The organism is Enterobacter sp. ENT03 (assembly GCF_019218745.1).
Taxonomy (GTDB): domain Bacteria; phylum Pseudomonadota; class Gammaproteobacteria; order Enterobacterales; family Enterobacteriaceae; genus Enterobacter_D.
In genome coordinates, this window is record NZ_JAHUXA010000006.1 from 163,199 (window position 1) to 184,868 (window position 21,670).

At 59.3% G+C, this 21,670-nt stretch carries 17 protein-coding genes; 6 read left to right on the forward strand and 11 right to left on the reverse strand.

Translation table 11 applies throughout. From position 1 onward, the window contains the following. Positions 1–10: 10 nt before the first annotated feature. Complete coding sequence (gene tal / locus KW828_RS10870) at positions 11–961, reverse strand: transaldolase (RefSeq protein ID WP_218336368.1); 951 nt, start codon at positions 959–961, stop codon at positions 11–13. Between the two features lie 281 nt (positions 962–1,242). On the opposite strand from tal, the gene maeB reads away from it, so the two are divergent. Beyond that, the gene (gene maeB, locus KW828_RS10875) at positions 1,243–3,522 is read left to right on the forward strand and encodes an NADP-dependent oxaloacetate-decarboxylating malate dehydrogenase (RefSeq protein WP_218336369.1); all 2,280 of its coding nucleotides are present in this window, start codon (positions 1,243–1,245) and stop codon (positions 3,520–3,522) included. Positions 3,523–3,564: 42 nt separating this feature from the next. Here maeB and KW828_RS10880 read toward each other — a convergent pair whose 3' ends face one another. The 3 genes from KW828_RS10880 to KW828_RS10890 all read right to left on the reverse strand — a co-directional run bounded on the left by KW828_RS10880 (position 3,565) and on the right by KW828_RS10890 (position 5,493). Next, positions 3,565–3,813, reverse strand: a complete 249-nt coding sequence (locus KW828_RS10880; RefSeq protein ID WP_218336370.1) for a DUF1158 family protein — start codon at positions 3,811–3,813, stop codon at positions 3,565–3,567. Between the two features lie 67 nt (positions 3,814–3,880). Further along, complete coding sequence (locus KW828_RS10885) at positions 3,881–4,999, reverse strand: YbdK family carboxylate-amine ligase (RefSeq protein ID WP_218336402.1); 1,119 nt, start codon at positions 4,997–4,999, stop codon at positions 3,881–3,883. A gap of 125 nt (positions 5,000–5,124) precedes the next feature. Further along, a complete protein-coding gene (locus tag KW828_RS10890; protein ID WP_218336371.1) occupies positions 5,125–5,493 on the reverse strand; it encodes an endonuclease domain-containing protein in 369 nt (122 codons plus the stop codon). Positions 5,494–5,627: 134 nt separating this feature from the next. Between KW828_RS10890 and KW828_RS10895 the strand changes: the two genes are divergently transcribed. Then, a complete protein-coding gene (locus tag KW828_RS10895) occupies positions 5,628–6,311 on the forward strand; it encodes a GNAT family N-acetyltransferase (RefSeq protein ID WP_218336372.1) in 684 nt (227 codons plus the stop codon). Between the two features lie 85 nt (positions 6,312–6,396). On the opposite strand, the gene KW828_RS10900 is transcribed toward KW828_RS10895, so the two are convergent. The 7 genes from KW828_RS10900 to KW828_RS10930 form a co-directional block, all read right to left on the reverse strand. Then, on the reverse strand, positions 6,397–7,095 hold the full coding sequence (locus KW828_RS10900) for an ABC transporter ATP-binding protein (RefSeq protein ID WP_218336373.1): 699 nt from the start codon (positions 7,093–7,095) through the stop codon (positions 6,397–6,399). Then, positions 7,082–7,936 carry an ABC transporter ATP-binding protein gene (locus KW828_RS10905; protein ID WP_371316123.1) on the reverse strand — a complete coding sequence of 285 codons (855 nt, stop codon included), beginning with the start codon at positions 7,934–7,936 and terminating at the stop codon, positions 7,082–7,084. The genes KW828_RS10900 and KW828_RS10905 overlap by 14 nt, the downstream gene beginning before the upstream one ends. After that, complete coding sequence (locus tag KW828_RS10910) at positions 7,899–8,732, reverse strand: ABC transporter permease (RefSeq protein ID WP_218336375.1); 834 nt, start codon at positions 8,730–8,732, stop codon at positions 7,899–7,901. Before KW828_RS10910 ends, KW828_RS10905 begins: the two co-directional genes overlap by 38 nt. Further along, on the reverse strand, positions 8,732–9,745 hold the full coding sequence (locus tag KW828_RS10915) for an ABC transporter permease (protein ID WP_218336376.1): 1,014 nt from the start codon (positions 9,743–9,745) through the stop codon (positions 8,732–8,734). The genes KW828_RS10910 and KW828_RS10915 overlap by 1 nt, the downstream gene beginning before the upstream one ends. Before the next feature lie 147 nt (positions 9,746–9,892). Continuing rightward, entirely contained in the window at positions 9,893–11,461 is a 1,569-nt protein-coding gene (locus tag KW828_RS10920) for an ABC transporter substrate-binding protein (protein WP_218336377.1), read from the reverse strand. 116 nt (positions 11,462–11,577) lie between these two features. Continuing rightward, complete coding sequence (entD, locus tag KW828_RS10925) at positions 11,578–12,213, reverse strand: enterobactin synthase subunit EntD (protein WP_218336378.1); 636 nt, start codon at positions 12,211–12,213, stop codon at positions 11,578–11,580. 174 nt (positions 12,214–12,387) lie between these two features. Beyond that, entirely contained in the window at positions 12,388–14,622 is a 2,235-nt protein-coding gene (locus KW828_RS10930) for a TonB-dependent siderophore receptor (protein WP_218336379.1), read from the reverse strand. Positions 14,623–14,807: 185 nt separating this feature from the next. Here KW828_RS10930 and fes point away from each other — a divergent pair, with 185 nt between their 5' ends. The 4 genes from fes (at position 14,808) to wzz(fepE) (ending at position 21,507) form a co-directional block, all read left to right on the forward strand. Beyond that, positions 14,808–16,022: an enterochelin esterase gene (gene fes / locus KW828_RS10935; protein ID WP_371316121.1), complete on the forward strand. Its 1,215-nt coding sequence runs from the start codon at positions 14,808–14,810 to the stop codon at positions 16,020–16,022. Positions 16,023–16,046: 24 nt separating this feature from the next. Then, complete coding sequence (locus KW828_RS10940; RefSeq protein ID WP_218336381.1) at positions 16,047–16,250, forward strand: MbtH family NRPS accessory protein; 204 nt, start codon at positions 16,047–16,049, stop codon at positions 16,248–16,250. Positions 16,251–16,259: 9 nt separating this feature from the next. Beyond that, positions 16,260–20,144, forward strand: coding sequence for an enterobactin non-ribosomal peptide synthetase EntF (gene entF / locus KW828_RS10945; RefSeq protein WP_218336382.1), 3,885 nt, complete (start codon positions 16,260–16,262; stop codon positions 20,142–20,144). A 229-nt stretch (positions 20,145–20,373) separates the two neighbouring features. Next, positions 20,374–21,507, forward strand: coding sequence for an LPS O-antigen length regulator Wzz(fepE) (wzz(fepE), locus tag KW828_RS10950; RefSeq protein WP_218336383.1), 1,134 nt, complete (start codon positions 20,374–20,376; stop codon positions 21,505–21,507). Positions 21,508–21,670: the final 163 nt, after the last annotated feature.

Sequence of the window (21,670 nt, forward strand, 5' to 3'; positions counted from 1 at the left end):
ATGGCAAAAGTTACAGTTTGGCGGCAAGCAAATCTTCCAGGCTGCGCTGATCGACAGCGAACTGGCGAATACCATCGGCGAGCTTCTCAACGGCCATCGGATCCTGATTATGCTCCCAGCGGAATTCCGCTTCCGTCAGCGGCGGCTGACGCTGGAAGGTCTGGGAAGACGGCACCAGCTTGCGCTCCACATCACCTTCTTTCTCCTGCAACTCTTTAAGCAGCGCCGGAGAAATGGTCAGGCGGTCACAGCCCGCCAGTGCGAGGATCTGTTCAATACGGCGGAAGCTGGCACCCATTACAATGGTTTCAAAGCGGTTACGCTTGTAGAAATCATAGATATTGCGCACGGACTTCACGCCCGGATCTTCCTCAACCACATAGGGTTCCATCGGTTTTCTGTCCTGATACCAGTCGTAAATACGGCCCACGAACGGCGAAATCAGGTACACGCCCGCTTCGGCGCAGGCACGGGCCTGTGCAAAGGAGAACAGCAGGGTGAGGTTACATTTGATGCCCTGTTTTTCCAGCTCCTCGGCGGCGCGGATCCCTTCCCAGGTGGAAGCCAGTTTGATCAGGATGCGGGATTTATCGATGCCCTGTTCTTCATACAGCTCCACCAGGCGCAGCGCTTTGCTCATGCTTTTTTCTTTATCAAACGAGAGGCGGGCATCCACTTCCGTGGAGACACGTCCCGGAATGCTTTTCAGAATTTCCGCACCGATATTGACCGCCAGTTTGTCGCTGGCTTCCGCCACGATCTGCTCTTGCGTTTTACCGCGCTGTTTACCGTATTCCAGCGCGTCATCAACGAGGTGGGAGAAGTGCGGCAGCGCCGCGGCCTTCAGCAGCAGAGAGGGGTTAGTGGTGGCGTCTTCCGGCTGATAACTGCGAATGGACTCAATATCGCCGCTGTCGGCGACGACGGTGGTGAATTTTTTGATGCCGTCTAAATAATTCATGCTAAATACTCCTTAAAAAGCAAATGCTTACGCTAGTGTGTTACTGCACACTTTTGTGAAGTGGTTCACGGGCCTGATAAAAAAGCATAGCAGACAGGGGCTGGCTTGCTGGCGAAGGGGTGTAACAGCACTGTTATAATTTGATAACAAATTTGCTTTTTGATTGGTAAGACTTTGGCGGTGTTCAAAGTTTATCGACCGTCATGGGGCGATACTGGTCGGCGCATCAGGATAGCGATCACGCTTCACCCCTACTAACGATACGTGAAAGGATCACCAAAATGGATGAACAACTAAAACAGAGCGCGCTCGATTTTCACGAATTCCCGGTTCCCGGCAAAATTCAGGTCTCCCCCACCAAACCGCTGGCGACGCAGCGAGACCTCGCGCTGGCCTACTCACCGGGTGTGGCCGCCCCTTGTCTTGAAATCGAAAAAGATCCGCTGGCGGCGTACAAATACACCGCGCGCGGCAACCTGGTGGCGGTCATTTCCAACGGTACCGCCGTGCTTGGCCTCGGCAATATCGGCGCGCTGGCGGGCAAACCGGTGATGGAAGGCAAGGGCGTACTGTTTAAAAAATTCGCCGGTATCGACGTGTTCGACATCGAAGTGGACGAACTCGATCCCGACAAACTGATCGACGTGGTGGCCTCGCTGGAACCGACGTTCGGCGGCATTAACCTGGAAGACATCAAAGCGCCGGAATGTTTCTACATTGAGCAGAAGCTGCGCGAGCGCATGAACATTCCGGTGTTCCATGACGATCAGCACGGCACGGCCATTATCAGCACCGCAGCGATTTTAAACGGTCTGCGGGTGGTGGAAAAAAATCTCTCTGACGTGCGCATGGTGGTGTCCGGCGCAGGGGCTGCCGCCATTGCCTGTATGAACCTGCTGGTCATGCTCGGCATGCAAAAGCACAACATTGTGGTGTGCGACTCGAAAGGCGTGATCTACAAAGGCCGCGAGCCGAACATGGCGGAAACCAAAGCCGCGTACGCCATTGACGATGATGGCAGACGCACCCTCGCCGATGTGGTGAAGGATGCGGATATTTTCCTCGGCTGTTCCGGCCCGAAAGTGCTGACGCCGGAGATGGTCAAAGAGATGGCGCGTCAGCCGCTGATCCTTGCGCTGGCTAACCCGGAGCCGGAGATCCTGCCGCCGCTGGCGAAAGCCGTGCGCCCGGACGCCATTATCTGCACCGGTCGTTCCGACTACCCGAACCAGGTGAATAACGTCCTCTGCTTCCCGTTCATTTTCCGTGGCGCGTTGGACGTGGGTGCCACCGCGATTAACGAAGAGATGAAGCTGGCCGCCGTGCACGCTATCGCTGAACTGGCCCATGCCGAGCAGAGCGAAGTGGTGGCCTCCGCTTATGGCGATCAGGATCTGAGCTTCGGCCCCGACTACCTGATCCCGAAACCTTTCGACCCGCGTCTGATCGTGAAAATTGCCCCGGCCGTTGCCAAAGCGGCGATGGACACCGGCGTGGCGACCCGACCGATCGCTGACTTCACCGCCTACATCGACAAGCTGACGGAGTTTGTCTACAAAACCAACCTGTTCATGAAGCCGATTTTCTCCCAGGCGCGCAATGAACCGAAACGGGTGGTGCTGGCGGAAGGGGAGGAAGCGCGGGTGCTGCATGCCACTCAGGAGCTGATCACGCTGGGGCTGGCGAAGCCGATCCTGATTGGTCGTCCGGGCGTCATCGAAATGCGCATCCAGAAGCTGGGGCTGCAAATCAAAGCGGGCGTCGATTTTGAGATCGTGAACAACGAATCGGATCCGCGCTTTAAAGAGTACTGGAACGAATACTACGGCATCATGAAACGCCGGGGGATCACCCAGGAGCAGGCGCAGCGCGCGGTGATTAGCAATTCGACGGTGATCGGCGCGATCATGGTACAGCGCGGCGAAGCGGATGCGCTGATCTGCGGCACCATCGGCGATTACCACGAGCATTTCAGCGTGGTACAGCAGCTGTTCGGCTACCGTGACGGCGTCAACGCGGCGGGGGCGATGAACGCCTTACTGCTGCCGAGCGGCAACACCTTTATTACCGACACCTACGTCAACGACGATCCGACGCCGGAACAGCTGGCGGAGATCACCCTGATGGCGGCAGAAACCGTGCGCCGCTTTGGTATCGAGCCGCGCGTGGCGCTGCTGTCGCACTCTAACTTTGGCTCCTCCAACTCACCGGCGGCCTGCAAAATGCGCGACACGCTGGCGCTGGTGCGCGAACGGGCACCGGATCTGATGATCGATGGGGAGATGCACGGTGACGCGGCGCTGGTGGAAAGCATTCGTCAGGATCGTATGCCGGACAGTCCGCTGAAAGGCTCGGCCAATATCCTGGTGATGCCAAACGTGGAGGCGGCGCGCATTAGCTACAACCTGCTGCGCGTGTCCAGCTCAGAAGGTGTTACCGTCGGCCCGGTGCTGATGGGGGTGGCAAAACCGGTGCACGTGCTGACGCCAATCGCCTCCGTGCGTCGTATCGTCAACATGGTCGCGCTGGCGGTAGTCGAGGCGCAGACGCAGCCGCTGTAAGATAAAACCCGCCTTTACCCTCCCGCAACGGGAGGGTGAAGGTTATTCCGCTATCGAAAACCAGCGACGCCAGATAAAGCGCAGCAGCAGATACTCCAGCGTACCCAGCAGTAAAAACCACGCGCATAAGAACAGGGTGTAAAACTGGCTGGCATCCATCAGATGAAAGAGGCCGATCAGTTTTTGTACCAGCGCCGTACCGGGGGAGGGCACCGGCAGCAGCAAACAGGAGAGGAACGCCAGCAGCAGGATCCCGGCGGCGGTCATCAGCGATTCAAGGGGATGTTTCATAATGATGTTAATCGTCAGTTAAAACGCCATTAGAAGCCATTTGCGACAGCGGTGCAATCACCGGGCCTCAGCCCGACGCCCAGATCTCGGTATGTTTCTCCACCAGCCCAAACAGCGATCCGCCATCCGCCACAAAATCACGCATCAGCTGCGTCTCACTTTTGCCGCGTTTCACGAAGCGCGACAGCTCATCCAGCGCGCTGCCGCCGTTGAGCTTATCGGCATAGGGCGCCACCTTCTCCAGCAGCCGGGCGATGTCGTCTTTAATGGTGATCTGATCGCCGGTATGCACGTCCGTGATAATGCCCTCAAAGCCGAAGCGGCAGGCCTGAAAGCGGTTAAATTTATACAGCAGATAATCGCGCTCCTGCATTTTGTAGGGCCGTTCAGCGAGCAGCCAGTGCGCCGTGGCCTGGATCAGTCCGGCGACGTTTATCGCGTGCGACAGCGTTAACGGCGTGTCCATCACTCGCACCTCAACCGTGCCAAAATTGGGGCTGGGGCGAATATCCCAGTGCAGATCTTTAATGCTTTCAATCATGTTGGTGTAGCTCAGACGACGAAACAGCCCTTCAAATTCTGACCAGTTGGTTACCCAGGGCGCATGACCGTTATCCGGGAACGCGGAAAAGATATTTAAACGCGACGAAGCAAATTGCGTATCCGCGCCCTGCATATAGGGCGACGCCGCCCCGAGCGCGATAAAGTGCGGCACAAAGCGCGACAGCCCGTGCATCAGATAGATGGCGTCATCGCCGTTGCGACAACCAATATGCACATGCTGACCAAACACCGTCGCCTGCTGCATCAGATAGCCAAACATCTCCAGCGTGCGGGAATAACGCTCATCGTTGCAGATCTCCTGGCGCTGCCACTTCTGAAACGGATGCGTCCCGCCGCCGCAAATTTTTACATGATGCTCCGTCGCCGTTTGCAAAATGATGTGCTGCAACGCCCCTAGCTGGCTGGCGGCCTGATGAATGTCGACGCACACGCCGGTGGCGATCTCCAGCATACTTTCGGTAATGTCATGCTTCACTTCCCCCGCACTGACCTGCGCCTTCATCGCATCAATCAGCGTGCTCGAGTCCTGGCTTAAATCGTACCCCGGCGGGTTGACGATCTGCAGTTCCAGTTCAATGCCCAGGGTGAAGGGATCGGAGACATGAAAATCGGCTAACGGCATAGTTACGCTCACGTTTATCTGCTTTTTTATGAGTATAGACGGGTTTTCCCCTCACCCCGGCCCTCTCCCAATGGGAGAGGGGGCGCTCATTCCCTTCCCCGGAAGAAAGACAGGCGCAGAGGCTTTCATTCCCTCTCCCTGGGGAGAGGGTCAGGGTGAGGGGACGCCTTCAGCGCAGCCAGGATCGCCATCAGTACACCTTCTACATTAACCAGATCATTATTCCAGAACCTCACTACCCGCCAGCCGTGTCGCGCCAGCCACAAGGTTCTTACCTCGTCATAATCAACATTTTCACTGTGCTGTCCTCCATCGAGTTCAATCACCAGCTTCGCCTGCCAGCAGGCAAAGTCCACCACGAAACGGCCCAATGGCAGCTGACGACGAAACTTATAGCCTGCAAAACGACGATCGCGCAGCAAGTACCATAATTTCCGCTCCTGTGGCGTCATATTTTTACGCAGCGCACGAGCATGCAGGAGGTGTGTTTTCATCACGGCAGCATGCCAGTACGCCGTCATAATGAAAGGGAACACATTGAATTCTGGAAGGCGGATCCAGCGGTTTTAATGATTGACGCGTAAAAGCCTGATATAACAAATTCATTACAACCCAATGAGGATGTCACGTGCCAGAAATCAATGAATACGGTCAGACGGTAGGCGATCTGCTGCCGGAGTGGCAGGGCGCGGCTGTGCTGCCGCGCAAGGTATTAACCGGCCACTATTGCCGCCTGGATCCGCTGGCGACAGAACATGCCGCCGATCTGTTTGATGCCTACGCGCAGGCCGCCGACGAGCGCGACTGGACGTGGATGGCCAGCGATCGCCCTGCGTCAGTGGCGGATACTGCCGCCTGGATCGACGGTAAAGTGCAGGACAGCGCGCTGGTGCCTTATGCGGTTATCGATCTGAAAAGTGGTCGGGCGGTGGGGCTGGTGTGCTATATGGCCATCGATCGGGAAAACGGCACCGTTGAGATCGGCCATGTCACCTGGTCGCCGCGCATGCAGCAAACCGTGCTGGGCACCGAAGCGGTGTGGCTGCTGCTCGGCAATGCGTTTGCCCACGGGTATCGCCGGGTGGAGTGGAAGTGCGATTCGCTGAACGTCGCCTCACGCCGTGCCGCCGAACGGCTGGGCTTCACTTTTGAAGGCCGCTTCCGGCAGAAAATCGTGCGTAAACAGCGTAATCGCGACAGCGACTGGCTGTCGATTATCGACACGGAATGGCCGGCGCGCGATGCGGCGATCCGCGCCTGGCTGGCGGAAGATAATTTTGACGCGCAGGGTAAGCAAAAGCGCAAGCTCTAAGCGCTTTATTTCCCTCTCCCGGAAAAGGAGGAAACGCGCGTGGACTATTCCCTCTCCCTGGGGAGAGGGTCAGGGTGAGGGGGGATTAGCGGTGCTCCCCCGCCACTAACGCCGCGCGATCGTAAAATCGCTGGATCACGCCGTTGGCCATAAACGCCGCCCGGTCAGACATATGGGCGATGACATCCGCATCATGGCTGACCAGCAGAAAAGTCATCTGGTGCGCCTGTTTAAGCCGATTGAGCAGGTTAAGAATTTCCGCCTGCACCGACATATCCAGCGCAGAGGTTGGCTCGTCGAGCAGCAGCAGGCGGGGGCGCAGCAGCAGGGCACGGGCGATAGCCACGCGCTGCCGCTGACCGCCGGACAACTGATGCGGATAGCGCTGTGCGGCGTCGGCGGGAAGACCCACCTCAGAGAGCGCCGTCGCCACCCGCGCAGCGCTGTCTGCTTCGCCGTGGATGCGCAGCGGCTCGGCCAGCGTGCGGTAGAGAGTATGGTTAGGATGCAGCGAGGCGTAAGGATCCTGAAACACCATCTGCACATTGCGACGCCGCAGGCCCTGAAAGCGCAGGCCGGGCTTCACCGGCTCGTCGAACAGCGACACGCTGCCCTGCCACTCGCGCTGCAAGCCAGCCAGCACGCGCAGAATAGTCGATTTTCCGCAGCCGGACTCGCCGATTAAGCTGAAGGTTTCCCCCGCCTGCACGCTAAAGCTGGCGGCGGAGACGGCGATTTTGTCCGCAAATTTGACCTGTAAATTCTCAATATTAACGAGACTCATCGTTTAACTCCGCGCGATTTAACGTCGGTAACATCTGCCCGTAAGTGGTGGCGTTTGGCCGACAGGTCCACAACGTGCGGGTATAAGGATGGGTGGCGGTGGAAAGCTGACTGGCGGGCATCTCATCCACCTTTTGCCCCTGATACATCACCAGCACGCGATGGCAGTGCTGCGCCACCAGCGGTAAATCATGGCTGATCAGCAGCATGGCCATCTGTCGCTGCTCGCACTGCGCCACCAGTAATTCAAGGATCTGATTACGCAGACGCGCGTCCAGCGCCGAAGTGGGTTCATCGGCGATCAGCAGGCGCGGATTGTTGATCAGCGCAATGGCAATCATCACCCGCTGGCCCATGCCGCCGGAAAGCTCGCCCGGATAGCGGTTCAGCACCGCCTCGTTCAGCCCGACTGCCAGCACCGCTTCACGAATGCGATCCCGGCGTTCTGCTTTGGGAAGGCGCTGGTGCAGCGTCAGGGCCTCCTCGATCTGGGCAAAAATGGTTTTCACCGGATTTAACGCATAGCGCGGATCCTGCAAGATCATCGCCAGATGATTGCCGCGCAGCGCCCGCCAGCCGGCAGGCTTTTGCGTCAGCAGATCCTGGCCGCCGACGCTCAGCTCGCTGGCGCGCACCACGCCGGGGCGACGTACCAGCCCCATCAGCGCGCGGGCGGTCATCGATTTGCCGGAGCCTGATTCGCCCACCAGCGCCAGCCGCTCGTTACCCAGCGTAAAGCTGAGGTTTTTAACGACCTGCGCGGTCGGATAATCAATAGTAAGATCCTGCACGCGAACGTTCATGTCAGTCATGTTGCGGCTCCAGTACATCGCGCAGGCCATCGCCCAGCAGGTTAAAGGCAAGGCTGGCGATCAGAATGATCGCGCCGGGCGCGGCGGCAAGCCACCACTGATCGAAGATCACCTGCATGCCGTCGGCGATCATCGCGCCCCATTCCGCCATGGGTGGACGCGCGCCGAGGCCGAGAAAGCCCAGCCCGGCGGCGGCCAGAATAATGCCCGCCAGATCCAGCGCCAGCCGCACAATCGCTGACGGCAGACACAACGGCAAAATATGCCCGACCAGCAGTCGCCAGCCGCGAATGCCCATCATCTCTGAAGCGGCTAAATAGTCGCTGTGGCGCAGACGCTGAATTTCACTGCGCGCCTGACGGGCATAAGCGGGCCAGGTGGTCAGCGCCAGCGCCAGTGCGCCGTTTACCAGACCGGGGCCGAGCATGGCGACAAACGCAAAGGCGAGGATCAGGCGCGGCATCGACATCACCACATCGGTAAAGCGCATCAGCACGCGCTCCAGCCAGCCGCCGTAATAGCCGGATAAAATGCCCACCAGCAGACCGGCGGGCAGGGTAATTAGCGTGACCAGCGCTACCAGCCCCAGCGCCGGACGGGTGCCATAAATCAACCGTGACAGCACATCGCGCCCGTAGCTGTCGGTGCCGAGCCAGTAGTCGGCATTCGGTGCCTGCAAACGGGCGGCGGCAGACTGCCAGTTGGGATCCCGCGGTGCCAGCCACGGGGCGAACAGCGCAATCAAAAGCAAAAGTGAAACGATCACAAGGCCAGTCAGGGCGGCGGGAGAGTGGCGCAGACGGCGCAGGAAAAGATAAGTCGGCATCAGCGAACCCTCGGATCGGTCAGACGCACCAGCAGGTCGGTGAGGTTATTAATCAGCACAAAGCTCACGCCAATCAGCAGCGTTCCGCCCATGATGGCAGTGGTATCCCCGGCAAACAGGGCGGTCGTGAGATAGCGGCCAATGCCCGGCCAGGAGAAGACCGTTTCGGTGAGCACCGCGCCTTCGAGCATCCCGGTATAGGCCAGGGCGATCACTGTCAGCAGTGTGCCGCGAATATTGGGCAGCACATGGCGCAGCAGAATGGTCATCTCGCCTGCGCCTTTCGCGCGCGCCAGCAAAATGTACTCTTTGTTCATCTCGCTCAGACAGGCCGAGCGGGTGAGGCGGGTAATGCTCGCCAGCGAGTAATACGCCAGCAGCAGCACCGGCAACACCAGGTGGCTGATGGCGTTGCGCAGGGCCTCGCGATCGCCGGACAGCGCGGTATCAATCAGCGCAAAACCGGTGCGCGGCTCCACGGTATAGAGGTAAATATCATCGAGTCGCCCAGGCCCGGCGCTCCAGTGCAGGCGGGCGTAAAACAGCGCCAGCATCAGCAGACCGAGCCAGAAAATCGGCACCGAGTTACCAAGCAGCGTAAAGGTGCGCACGAACAGATCCCACGGGCTGCCGACAAACCGCGCGCACAACACGCCGGCGATCACGCCCAGCACCGCGCCAACCACCAGCGCCAGGGTGGCAAGTTCTAAAGTGGCCGGAAACGCCGCCAGCAGATCCTGCAACACCGGTTGCCCGGTGGCGCTTGCGATACCCAAATCGCCATGCAGCAGGTTAAGCAGATAGTGCCAGAACTGCACCGGCAGCGGCTGATCCAGCCCCAGCTGGTGGCGCATCTGGTCGTAAGTGGACTGGCTGGCATGATCGCCGACGATTTGCAAAACGCGATCGACGGGTGAGAAGGCCGACAGCGCGAAGGTCACCAGCAGCAGACCGAAGAGCGTAAGCAGCAGGGTCAGCAGACCCTGAAGCACGCGGGTGGAAAGATGTGACATGGGAAATCTCTTCATGCCGGGTGGCGGCGTTGCCTCACCTGGCCTAACAAAACGCTTCATGCCGGGTTGCAGCTTCGCCTTACCCGGCCTACAAACATCGGGATCCCAGGCCGGGTAAGCGCAGCGCCACCCGGCAACAAGGACAACTTACTTCGTTACCTTGTCATACCAGACCATATCCGCATTCAGCCCTTGCTGGTAGCCCTTCACATTATCGCGCACCACGATCTGGGTTTTCCCCTGATCGACAAACACGTAGGGCGAATGATGCTGCAACTGTTCTTGCATTTTGCTGTACAGATCGAGGCGTTTTGCCGCATCCGGCTCCGCCACGGCGGCCAGCGTCTGCTTACTCAGCTCCGGGATCTGCCAGCCGTTCAGACCGGCCACTGTACTGGCTTTGCCATCGTTATAAGCAAAGGCGCTGGCGTTGGAATGGGCGTCAAAGTAGTCCGGGATCCACAGACGGATCGCCGCCTGATGCTGCTTCGCCCGCACGCGGGCATACACCTGGCTGCCCGCCGCCGGTAACAGATCCACCTTCACGCCGCCCTGGGCGAAGCTCGCCTGCATCGACTGGGCAATGGTGATAAACGGCGGTTTGTTTTCCACATCCAGCGTGAAGTGGGCGTCTTTGATACCCGCTTTGGCGAGGATTTCTTTCGCTTTCGCCGGATCAAATTTGAACGGGTTGGTTTCCAGCGCGCCCGGCAGACCCACCGGCAGGAAGCTCTGATGGATAAAATACTGGCCTTTCAGCAGATCTTTGGTGATGCCTTCATAATCCACCAGCCAGCGGGACGCTTCCCAGAATGCCGGATTATTCAGCAGCGGATTGGCACTGTTACCGGCGTTAAACACCAGATAGTTCTGCTCGGCAGACGGGATGCTCAGCACCTGCACGCCTTTTTTGCCCTGCAACGCGCCAATCTGATCGGCACCCAAATCGCGGGCCACATCCGCATCGCCCTGCTCGATCAGCAGACGGCGCGACGCCGGATCCGGTACGTTTTTAATGATGATATTTTTCAGCTTAGGCGCGCCGCCCACAGCGTTGCTGTTGGCATCGAGCACAATCGCCTGATGCGGCTGATAGACACGCATTTTGAACGCGCCGCTGCCTGCTGAGTGCATCTTCAGCCAGGCGTTGCCGAAGTCATCGCCCTTAACATTTGCGGTCACCAGCTTCTCATCGACGATGGATGCAATCGGCGTGGAGAGAATATTCAGCGCCACCGCCGGGCTGACGTCTGCCGTCCAGTGCAGTTGCAGCGTATGGTCGTCGATTTTTTTCAGCTGATCATTGATGTTATCCGGCTGCCAGCCGAGGACGTTCAGAATAAAGGCCGGGGATTTATTAAGCGTTACGGCGCGCTGATAAGAGAAGATGACATCTTCCGGGCGCAGCGGATTACCGGAAGCAAATTTTGCGTCCGGCTTCAGTTTGATGGTCAGGGTTTTGGCCGCCGGATCCGCCTGCCAGCTTTCGGCAAGGATCGGGTTCACTTTTTCAGGATTGTCACGATCCGGCTGCACCAGGCGCTGATAGAGGCTCGGCACGGTCTGAATACTGGAAAGCTCGTTCGCTTCCGCAGGATCGAGACTGACAATATCATCCAGCCCCTGCGCCACCACCAGCGTGTCTGGCGGCGTGGCAGCATGGCTGGCGGCTGACAGCGCGGTCAGCACCAGTAACGACAGCAATTTTTTGGTCATCAGCAATCCCTGTAAAGTAATGTAATGTGTTTGTTATGTTCCGCTACGTTATGGGGGATGAGATTTTCCTGAAAGTCATAATTTGACTTAGCTTATGCGAAAAACGCATAACGCGGTTAATCCGCTGATAAGAGCGTGATGACGTCCTGCGCAACGGCGCACCAGTCAGCCGTAACGGTGACGCCGGCCAGCGCCGGGCAAAAGCGGGCGGAAAGGGTCAGCCGGAGCTGCGTGTCAGTGAGTGCCGTCACTCTGGCGCTGGCAAAGCCAGGCCAGGGCAGGGCGCGGTCGGAAAAGGCTTTATAAAGGCTCTCTTTCGCGGAAAACGCCAGCGTGACCGCCAGCGGCAAGGGCAGGCCGGAGGCGACCAGCACCGCACGTTCATCCGCATCGACAATGCTGTCTGCCAGTTCGGCGCACAGCGCAGCGTCGAGGCAGCGTTCAATATCCACTCCCACAGGTTGTGACGCGACGACGGCCAGCGCCGTGGTACCGCTGTGGCTGATGCTGCCAAAAATCCCCGCGGGCCAGTCGGGCGCACCGTTTGCGCCGATGGCGGGAATAACCCCCATTGCGTGAAAGGCCGCCAGTCTGCCCGCCAGGTGTTCCCGCTGGCGCTTAGGTGATGTGTGGCGTAACTGTGCATGGTGCGGCAGCCAGAACAGATCGGCGTCGCGCCAGGTGGTGGGATCGAAGTCGATGCGGTGCAGGGTAAGGCCAGCAAGGGGGAGCGTGGTGTGATGATAATCCATTATTTATCCCGCTGTTCGTAGGCCCGGCAAGCGTGCGCCGCCGGGCGGTTCGTGGTGCACCGAGCCCGCGGTTTTGTGCCGGGTGGCGCTGTGCTTACCCGGCCTACATTATGTCGAAGATAACCGATCACAGGCCCGGCAAGCCTGCGCCGCCGGGCATTATGTCACCTTATATCAGAAGTGCGTATTCACACCCATAAACCAGGTGCGGCCAGACTCATTGAAGGTTTCCGCCCCCGCGCCGTACATATAGCCCGTCGCGCCGCCGGTGGTCTGGGCGTTGCCCGCGCGCCAGTGGCGCTTATCGAACAGGTTATTCACCCCGCCGGTCAGACTGACGTTTTTCGTCACGTCCCAGGTTCCGCTCAGGCCGACAATACTGTACGGGCTGACTTCGTTGGTTTCGGAGCCGGTGGTCGGTTCACCCTTGTAGTTGAATTTCTTCGGCTGCTGCTTGCCGTACCAGGTGAAGGTGGATTGCAGCGACACATCCTCACGCACCTGCCAGCTGAGGGTGGAGTTCAGCGTATACTGCGGAATAATCGACAGGCGCTCGCCGGTCTCTTTATTCTTACTTTGCAGCATATACGTGAGGTTATTGCTCCAGGTGACCGCTTCTGACACCGGCACGTTCAGCGTGCCTTCCAGACCTTCTACCACCGCTTTGGGCACGTTATCCCACTGGTAAATATCGGTCTTCAGCGCGCCCTGCTGCGTCTGCCCGACCGGCACATAGCCCGCTTCGATTTTGTTACGGTAGTCGTTACGGAACCAGGTCACACCCGCCAGCCAGCCGTCGCGTTTAAACTCAAGGCCGATCTCTTTGTTGATGCTGGTTTCCGCTTTCATGTCGTCATTACCCTGCATATAGCAGCCGGTCCCCACCGGACTGGCGTAGCAGCCCTGACCACGACTATACAGAATATAGTTCGGGTTAGTCTGGTACAGGCTCGGCGCTTTATAGGCACGGGCGATGCCCATCTTCAGGGTGAAGTCATCCCCCAGCCCCTGGGAGAGGTTCAGCGACGGGCTCCAGTTATTACCAACCACCGTGTGGTGATCAAAACGCAGCGCCGGGGTCAGCATGGTGCTGTCGGTCAGCTCCATGTTGTCTTCAGCGAACAGCGAGAAGATCTCCGCGCTGGAGTAGGGGCTGCGACCAGTGCTGTCAAAGCCGGGGATCGCGCCGCCAGCCAGCGCCTGGGTATTCGACGCTAAATCCTTCATGCGCTGCTGGTTCCATTCGGTACCCAGCGTCAGGTTCTGGTTGAACAGCCAGTCAAAGGGGATATTGACTTCGCTGTGCAGCGTCACATCAGCCAGATCAATATCGCTGAATTTCTCGCTGTTAAACAGGCCTTCCGTACCGCCCGCCAGTCCTTCGCCCAGACGCGAGTTGCGCGTGTGCTCGTACTGCGCCCAGTTGCTGGTGGTGACGCCGTTTTCCCAGCCGCCTTTCCAGGTGACGGCATAGTTCTGGCGATACAGACGGTTCGTCTCTTTGCCGTAATATTTTTGTACCAGGCCGTTGGTTTTGTTGTCGTTATTGGTGTTCTGCGTGTCGCCCGCATAGAGGTTGTTCTGGCGGCTGTAGCCCGCCTCAAACTCCAGGGAGTGCATCGGCGCAAAGTCCCAGCGCAGCACACCGTTGATATTTTTGTTTTCCACGCCTTCCCGTCCGGCGGCGAGGGTATCGCTGTAAATGCCGGTACGTTCCGACTGGTGGCCTTTGTTGATGTCCCACGCATCGGCCTGGGTTTTATCCAGATCCCCCATCAGGCGGAAGCTGAAATCCCCGCCGAGTGGGCCGGTAAGGCTGAAATCGGTGCGTTTGGTCGCGCCTTCGGCTTTATGTTCCGGGGCATTGAAATAGGTATTCCATGAGCCGTGCCAGTCGCTGCTGACCGGTTTGGTGATGATGTTCACCACGCCGCCTGCTGCGCCGTTGCCATAACGCGCCGCCGCCGGGCCACGGATCACCTCGATACGTTCAATCATCTCCGGCGGTACCCAGCCGGTGTCGCCGCGGGTATCGCGCTCGCCGCGCCAGCCCAGACGCACCGAATTACGGCTGGTGACCGGTTTGCCGTCGATGAGGATCAGCGTGTTTTCCGGCCCCATACCGCGAATATCGATCTGGCGATTGTTACCGCGCTGGCCGCTGGTGGCGTTGCCGGTGAGGTTGACGCCCGGCATGGTGCGGATGATTTCGGCGACATCGCGCGCGGGCGGATTTTTGCGGATCTCATCGGCGGTGATGGTGGAGACGCCCGGTGCCTGTAAGTTCTGCTGCGCGGCGGTGACCACAATGGTGTCATCGTTGTCGGTTTCTGCCGCGTAGACCGGCAGTGCTACCCCTGAGATACCCAAATGAACCAGGACGGCCAGGGTATTAAATTTATTATTCATGTTATTACCTGAGTTTTTTGCCAGCTTTTGCATCCTGCAAACGCGCACGGCTAACCGAATAGAGTGAAAGACGCGCATCCTGCCGCGCGCCAATACGCTATTGCAAATGAAAATAGTTATCAATAATATTATCGACAATTGTTGTCTTACAGCAACATTCTGCGACGCAAATGGGGTCTAAAACGGTGACAACACAGGTTACGGGCAGCGACGCCTGGTGGAATGAAAAGCACGGGCCGGAATGGCACCGTGAGAGTGAAGACACGTATCAGGTCACCTTCTGGTGGCGCGATCCCTATGGCAGCGACGCCACGTCCCCGCTGCGCCACGTCTGGATTTACATCACCGGCGTGACCGATCATCATCAGCAATCCACGCCGCAATCCCTGCGCCGTCTTGCCGGAACGGATGTCTGGTGCTGGCAAACGACGCTGCCCGCGCGCTGGCGCGGCAGCTACTGTTTTATTCCCAGTGAAAACGAAAATGACTTTGCCGCGGCGGTGTTTAGCGGCCCGGTGCCGGATCGGCTGGCGCTGCGTGAAGGATGGCGCGGTCTGCTGTCAAAGGCGATCGCCGATCCGCTGAATAACGATTCCTGGCGTGGCGGGCGCGGTCACGCGATGTCCGCGCTGCAAATGCCGGAGGCTCCCTTGCAGCCGGGATGGGATCGCCCCGATACGCCGTTTACGCCGCCGGTCTGTATCACCTGGCAGAGCGCGATACTGAAAAACCGCCGCCGGGTATGGATCTACACCACCGGCGAGACGAATGCCGATACGCCGCTGGCCATTCTGCTCGACGGGCAGTTCTGGGCGGAAAGTATGCCCGTCTGGCCCGCGCTGGCCGCGCTCACCGCCGATCGCCAGTTGCCGCCCGCCATTTACGTGCTGATCGACGCGATCAACAACGATACCCGCAACCGCGAGCTGCCCTGTAATGCGGATTTCTGGCACGCCGTGCAACAGGAATTACTGCCGCTGATCCACGCCCGCACGCCGTTCAGCGCTGATCCTGCGCGAACCCTCGTCGCCGGACAAAGTTTCGGCGGTCTGGCGGCACTGTACGCCGGGCTTAACTGGCCGCAGCGGTTTGGCTGCGTGCTGAGCCAGTCGGGATCCTACTGGTGGCCGAGCCGCAGCGCGCCGGAGGACGGCGAGCTTATCGGCCAGCTGCAACGCGGCGAGGTCAGCGCGCGCGGGCTGCGCATTGTGCTGGAAGCAGGTAAACGCGAGCCGCTGATCTGGCGTGCTAATCAGACGCTGCTGACGCGATTAAAAGATACCCCGCAAACTTTGCTGTGGCGTGAGGTTGACGGCGGGCACGATGCCCTGTGCTGGCGCGGCGGTCTGACCGCCGGGCTGATCGCGCTCTGGCAGTCCCTGCCTCCCGCCACGCCATAAGCCGTTACCTCACAGGAGCCAGGTATGGAATTCAGTAATCCCTTCGATAACGCCCAGGGACACTTTTATATTCTGCAAAATGCACAGCAGCAGTTCAGCCTGTGGCCGCAGCAGTGCGCGCTGCCGGAAGGCTGGCGCGTGATCGGTGAGCCGCAACCGCTGGAGGCCTGCAACGCCTGGCTGACGGCCCAGTGGCAGACCTTAACCCCTGCGCATTACGCGCGCTGAGGAACCCGCATGTCCGCTCGACTCCCCTTAGTTGCCGCTCAGCCCGGGATCTGGATGGCTGAAAAACTCTCGACGCTGCCCAACGCCTGGAGCGTGGCGCACTATGTTGACATCACCCCTGCCGCGCTGGATGCGCCTTTGCTCTGCGAAGCGATTACCACCGGCATGATGCAGGCCGACACGCTGCGTATGCGCTTTGTGGAAGATAACGGCGAGGTGTTCCAGTACGTTGACGAGACGCTGGCCCTTGCCGCGCCGGTGATAGTCGATGTGCGCGACGCCGCCTGTCCACACCGCGCCGCGCTGGCGCACATGCAGGCGGATCTGGCTCAGAACCTGCGTGTCGACAGCGGCAGGCCGCTGGTGCATCACGCGCTGATACGCCTCGCCGACGATCGCTGGTACTGGTATCAGCGCTATCACCATTTGCTGGTGGATGGCTTCAGCTTCCCCGCCATTACCCGCCAGATCGCCGCCATTTATCGTGCCTGGCGTAACGGCGAACCGACGCCGTCGTCGCCATTTACCCCTTTTGCGGACGTGGTGGACGAGTACCAGCGCTACCGCGACAGCGAGGCGTACGTCCGTGATGGCGCATTCTGGGGCGAGGTGAAACGCACGCTGCCGCCGCCGGTATCGCTTTCCGGCACGCCGCTGTCGGGCAGCTCCAGGACCCCCGATATTCTGCGTCTCAAACAGACGCTGGATGCTGAGGCATTCTCGCGACTTGCCGCCAGCGCGCCGGGCTGCCAGCGGGCCGATCTCGCGCTGGCGTTAGTGGCGCTGTGGCTAGGAAGGCTATGTGGACGCCTGGACTATGCGGCGGGCTTTATCTTTATGCGCCGTATGGGATCGGCGGCGCTGACCGCCACCGGCCCGGTGCTGAACGTACTGCCCCTCGCGGTCAATATTGATGCGCAGGAGACGCTGCCTGCGCTTGCGCAAAAACTGGCTGCCAGCCTGAAAAGAATGCGCCGCCATCAGCGTTACGACGCCGAGCAGATCGTGCGTGACGCCGGGCGTGCCGCAGGGGATGAACCGCTGTTTGGCCCGGTGTTTAACGTCAAAATGTTTGATTACCAGCTGGCACTCGACGGCGTAGCGGGCAGCACCCACACGCTGGCAACCGGGCCGGTTAAGGATCTGGAGATCGCCCTGATCCCGGACGAGGAGGGCGGCCTCACTATTGAGGTGCTGGCGAACCCTCAGCGTTACGATGAAAACACGCTTAACGCCCATGCCGCACGGCTCGACGCGCTGTTGCGCCAGTTTGCCGCAGCGCCTGATCTGCGCTGTGGCGATGCGCAGCTGATTTCCGCCGCGGAGCGTGCGCAGATTGGCCGCGTTAACGATACCGGCATCATGCTGCCGGAAACCACCCTCAGTCAGCTGGTGGCCGCTCAGACGCGCAAAACGCCCGACGCGCCTGCGCTGGCGGATGCCCGCTGGCAGTTCAGCTACCGCGAGATGCGCCAGCAGGTGATTGCGCTGGCGCAACGCTTGCGCGAGCAGGGCGTGCAGCCCGGCGACAGCGTGGCGGTGGCGCTGCCGCGCTCGGTATTTCTGACGCTGGCGCTGCATGCCATTGTCGAAGCGGGGGCCGCCTGGCTGCCGCTCGATACCGGCTATCCTGACGATCGTCTGCACATGATGCTGGAAGATGCCCGCCCGCGGCTGCTGATTACCGCCCCGGATCAACAGGGGCGCTTTGCCGATCTGCCGGATCTGAAAACGCTGTGCTACACCGCGCCGCTGCCGGTGAGCGAAGCGCAGGGGCTGGATCTCTCACGCCCGCAGCACACGGCGTACATTATTTTCACCTCCGGATCTACCGGCCGCCCGAAAGGGGTGATGGTCGGGCAGATGGCGATTGTGAACCGTCTGCTGTGGATGCAGGACGCCTATCCGCTCAGCGCCGCCGACGTGGTGGCGCAAAAAACGCCGTGCAGTTTTGACGTCTCGGTGTGGGAATTCTTCTGGCCGTTTATCGCCGGGGCACAACTGGTGATGGCGGAGCCGGACGCGCACCGCGATCCCCAGGCGCTGCAACACTTCTTCGCCCAGTGGGGCGTGACCACCACCCATTTTGTGCCGTCAATGCTGGCGGCCTTTGTCGCCGCGCTGACCCCGGAAACCGCCCGTGCAAGCTGCCGCACGCTGAAACAGGTGTTCTGTAGCGGCGAAGCGTTACCGGCGGATCTGTGCCGGGAGTGGGAGCAGCTCACCGGCGCGCCGCTGCATAACCTGTATGGCCCGACGGAAGCGGCGGTGGACGTCAGCTGGTATCCGGCCCACGGCGAGGCGCTGGCGGCGGTCACCGGCAACAGCGTGCCGATTGGTTTTCCGGTATGGAATACCGGTCTGCGTATCCTCGACGCCATGATGCAGCCCGTGCCGCCGGGCGTGGCGGGTGATCTCTACCTCACCGGCATTCAGCTGGCGCAGGGGTATCTGGGGCGCGCCGATCTCACCGCCAGCCGTTTTATTGCCGATCCTTTTGCGCCGGGAGAGCGCATGTACCGCACCGGTGATGTCGCGCGCTGGCTGGATAACGGCGCGGTGGAATACCTCGGGCGCAGTGACGATCAGCTGAAAATTCGCGGCCAGCGTATTGAACTGGGCGAAATCGATCGCGTGATGCAGAGTCTGCCGGACGTGGCGCAGGCGGTGGCGCACGCCTGCGTACTCAATCAGGCAACAACCGGCGGCGGCGATGCGCGGCAACTGGTAGGGTATCTGGTTTCCGAATCGGGCCTGCCGCTGGATCGCGATGCGTTGCGCGAGCAGCTCTCCGCGCGGTTGCCGCCGCATATGGTGCCGGTGGTGTTGGTGCAGGTGGCGGAACTGCCGCTCAGCGCCAACGGTAAACTGGATCGTAAAGCGCTGCCGCTGCCGGAGATGACGGCGAAACCCGGTGGACGTGCACCGCATTCGGCCAGCGAGATCCGCGTGGCGCAGGCGTTCAGTGCGTTGCTGGGCTGCGAGGTAAATGACGCAGAGGCGGATTTCTTCGCCCTCGGCGGGCATTCGCTGCTGGCGATGCGGCTGGCGGCGCAGCTCGGCCGCGAATGCGGGCGTCAGGTGACGCCAGGGCAGATCATGGTGGCCTCAACGGTTGCCGCGCTGGCGGCGCTGCTCGATGGCGAGCACGATGAACAGGCGCAGCGTCTGGGCTATGAGACGATTTTGCCGCTGCGTGAGAGTGACGGTCCGACGCTGTTCTGCTTCCATCCGGCGTCCGGGTTTGCCTGGCAGTTCAGCGTGCTCGCGCGCTATCTGCATCCGCGCTGGTCAATCACCGGCATTCAGTCGCCGCGCCCGGACGGTCCGATGGCCACCGCCGCCACGCTGGATGACGTCTGCGAGCATCATCTGCGCACGCTGCTCGCCCGTCAGCCGCACGGTCCGTACTATCTGTTTGGCTATTCCCTCGGCGGCACGCTGGCGCAGGGCATTGCCGCGAGGTTACGCCAGCGTGGCGAGGCGGTCGCGTTTCTTGGTTTGCTGGATACCTGGCCGCCAGAGACGCAAAACTGGGCGGAAAAAGAGGCTAACGGACTGGATCCCGAGGTGCTGGCGGAAATCGACCGCGAGCGGGAGGCGTTTCTTGCCGCCCGGCAGGGGAGTGGATCCGGCGAACTGTTCAGTGCCATCGAAGGTAACTATGGCGATGCGGTGCGGCTGCTCAGCAGCGCCCATAGCGTACCCTTTGCAGGTAAAGCGACGCTGTTTGTCGCGGAACATACGCTGCCGGAGGGAGTGGATCCCGCCCGCGCCTGGTCACCCTGGATAAGCGAGCTGGATATTTACCCGCAGCCCTGTGCGCACGTCGATATTATTTCTCCCGCGGCTTTCGAAGCCATTGGACCAATAATGCAGCGGTTGTTGCAATGATGTAATCAGTTTATTGCCCGCGATGAGAAATCAGGACGGGCAATAATTGCGCGTTTGTATCAAAAATCCTGAAGTATTTACGGCATTCTCAGGCACAAAACTACAAAGATTTGTAGCTAGACAGTATATTTTTCCATGAGGGGATTCAGATTATTCTCACTCTGTAATACCATCATGGCCATCGCAGGGTGAGCGTATTCGGCCTACACACTTTAAGGAAGATAATAAAATGACCTCAACGAATATTAAGCACGACAGAGATGTGGAGTTCAGTAATTATCCGCTCGAAGCCCCTCGTAATAACGAAATCGATCTGCTGGCACTGCTTGACGTTTTATGGTGCGCGAAAAAACAGATTATCGGCATTGCACTGGCCTTCGCCCTGCTGGGCGTACTGGCGACTTTTTTAATGCCCCAGAAATGGACCAGCCAGGCGGTGATCACCCCGGCAGAAGAGCTGCAATGGAACGAACTCCAGCAGACTTTAATGCAGCTTCGCGTGCTGGACATCGACATCCCTGTGGATCAGAAAGACATTTTTAATCGCTTTATCAAAGCCTTTAACTCCCGCGCATTAATGGAAGAATATTTCATGTCGTCGCCGGACGTGATGGGGCAGCTGCAAGAAGCAAATATTGATCCGCTGGAATTACAGCGCGCCGTAGTGCGGCTGTCGGACAATATGAAAGCCGCGGATAACGCGAAAGTAAAAAATGAAACTGAGCTGCCTTATGTTGCATGGAATTTAAGCTTTACCGCGCCAACGGCGAAAGAAGCACAAGTGGTACTGCATGGATATATTAATTATGTCGCGGCACTGGTGACGAAAGAAGCGCTTGATACTATTCGCAATACGGTGGCGCTGAAAACGCATTTTGAGAAAGAAAGATTAACCCTTGATCGCATTCGCTTAACTAATCAGCGTGATATTAAGATCCAGCGTCTTAACTATTCGCTGGAAGTGGCTAATGCCGCTGGCATTAAACGCCCGGTCTACAGCAACGGTCAGGTGGTCAATGACGATCCGGATTTCTCCATTGCCCTGGGCGCGGATGGCATTCAGGAAAAATTAAAAATTGAGAAATCGCTGCGCGATATTTCCGAACTGAACGCCGAACTGCGTAACCGCGAATTCCATCTCGCGGAACTGGAAAAGATCAGCGTGAAAAACGTCGATTTTGAGCCTTTTAAATACCAGTTAGCCCCGTCTTATCCGGTGAAAAAAGATGGTCCAGGCAAGGCGCTGATTGTCGTGCTGGCCGCTATCATCGGCGGTATGGTGGCGTGTGGGTTTGTTCTGTTGCGTAACGCGATGGTGACCCGCACATTGACGCCGGAGCTGACGCTGGAACCTTCTCACTAGTTTTTGCCCGGTGGCGCTACGCTTACCGGGCCTACGATGATGATGCATTTGCCCGGTGGCACTGCGCTGACCGGGCCTACAGTGCTGATGCATTTACCCGGTGGCGCTGTGCTTACCGGGCCTGCTTCTACCCTGGCCTGTGAAGGGTAGGCCCGTGCAAGCG